Genomic DNA, 1,622 nt, shown 5'->3' with positions numbered 1-1,622 from the left:
AGCGGCCGAAGGTGGGATTAGTGATTGGGGTGAAGTCGTAACAAGGTAGCCGTAGGAGAACCTGCGGCTGGATCACCTCCTTTCTAAGGATATATGTTTAGGGAGAACCTAAGCAAAAACGGTATATGTCTTCTGTTCAATTTTGAAAGATCAGAAAAAACTCCTGAAGAAGAAATTCTTCAGGAGTTTTTTTATTCCCTAAAGAAAATATAGAAGAAGTTGGAAAATTGAGAAGCATTGATCTATAATTAATTTTAAAGGATTTTATTTATAAGGTCCAATTATGGGATATACAAATTAAAATATTAAATTGGGGGAATTTTTATGAGTAGTTTTATTCAACAAATAAAAGCACAAACAGAAATATTATTTCTTAACATTAGTGATCAGTTAGAGACAGCAAATCTTGAATATGAATACAATAATTTAAATAATTCAAGATACATTTTTCATTACTTGCATTCGTTAGATAAGTTTTTTATTGATCCAACAGAATATGTTTATGATGAAAGAAAAATTATTGGAATACCTGAAAATCTTAGTGTGATTGCGGAATAAAAAGATGGATATGAATTAGCAAAAGGATATGTAATTCCAAGGGAAAAATTACATGTGTATTTTGAGAATATAAAAAATAAGATATATTGTTATCTTGATAAGATGGATGATGAAGAACTTTTAGAACAACCAGAAAATTATTCATATACTAGATTTGAACTTATTTTAGGACAATATAGACATGTTATGTGGCATGTAGGACTTTCTTCTGCAATAACTTTTTTAGCAGATGGACATGGTACTAAATATACTGGATTAGTTAAATTTGCATCACCGGAAATATAGTTTTATTTTTATATTTATTATCTTTTCTATAGAAAATTTAGATGAAAATTAGCCATTAAAGCCCTTATATTAGGGCTATTTTAAAATAAATAAAAAAAATATTAAAAATAGTGTTGACATATCACGAATAAATTTATATAATGATATTCGTTGCTGAGAGCAACATAAAAAAATAAGTTCGCGAAAGCGAATAGAATGTGATATGTTCGCTAGAAGCGAGTAGTACGAGGAAGCAAGGAACGAATGAGCGAGAAATACTTCGGTATTCGAGTGAAATGAGTGACGCAGCTGACGAAGTAATGCGAAGCTTATAGTAGAACAGATTGTTCTTTGAAAATTGCATAGTTACAATAAAGACTTTAAAATCTATTATAGATTTACTGATTTATATACCTATACTAATTAAGTATAGATGTTCGCTAGAAGCGAGCAGTACGAGGAAGCAAGGAACGAATGAGTGAGAAATACTTCGGTATTCGAGCGAAATGAGTAACGTAGCTGACGAAGTAATGCGAAGCTTATAGTAGAACAGATTTATTCGCTAGAAACAAGCAGAACGAGGAAGCAAGGAGTGAATGAGCGAACAATACTTTTGTATGTGAGCGAAATGAGCGACGTAGCTGACGAAGTAATGCGCAGTTTATAGTAGAATAAATGATAGGTCAAGCTACAAAGGGCGCAGGGCGAATGCCTTGGCACTAGGAGCCGATGAAGGACGTGATAAGCTGCGATAAGCTGTGGGTAGCCGCACATAGGCCGTGATCCACAGATTTCCGAAT

General features: G+C 32.9%; 2 protein-coding genes and 2 rRNA genes. All 4 read left to right on the top strand.

What is annotated here, in order from left to right:
* A 16S ribosomal RNA gene (locus KQI30_RS16720) occupies positions 1-83 on the top strand; the annotation flags it as partial.
* Positions 84-324: 241 nt separating this feature from the next.
* On the top strand, positions 325-558 hold the full coding sequence (locus KQI30_RS16715; protein ID WP_216464476.1) for a hypothetical protein: 234 nt from the start codon (positions 325-327) through the stop codon (positions 556-558).
* 54 nt (positions 559-612) lie between these two features.
* Positions 613-843 carry a hypothetical protein gene (locus tag KQI30_RS16710; RefSeq protein ID WP_216464475.1) on the top strand — a complete coding sequence of 77 codons (231 nt, stop codon included), beginning with the start codon at positions 613-615 and terminating at the stop codon, positions 841-843.
* Between the two features lie 660 nt (positions 844-1,503).
* Positions 1,504-1,622: ribosomal RNA gene (locus KQI30_RS16705) — 23S ribosomal RNA — on the top strand; the annotation flags it as partial.

Origin of the sequence: Clostridium bornimense (genome assembly GCF_018917145.1) — a bacterium.
Classification (GTDB): domain Bacteria; phylum Bacillota; class Clostridia; order Clostridiales; family Clostridiaceae; genus Clostridium_AN; species Clostridium_AN bornimense_A.
Note: the sequence above shows the minus strand (reverse complement) of the source record. Positions and strands in the feature narration are given on the sequence as shown.

Excerpts from the sequence above, each read along its gene's own strand:
- KQI30_RS16715 (WP_216464476.1), top strand. The coding sequence starts at position 325 with ATGAGTAGTTTTATTCAACAAATAAAAGCACAAACAGAAATATTATTT.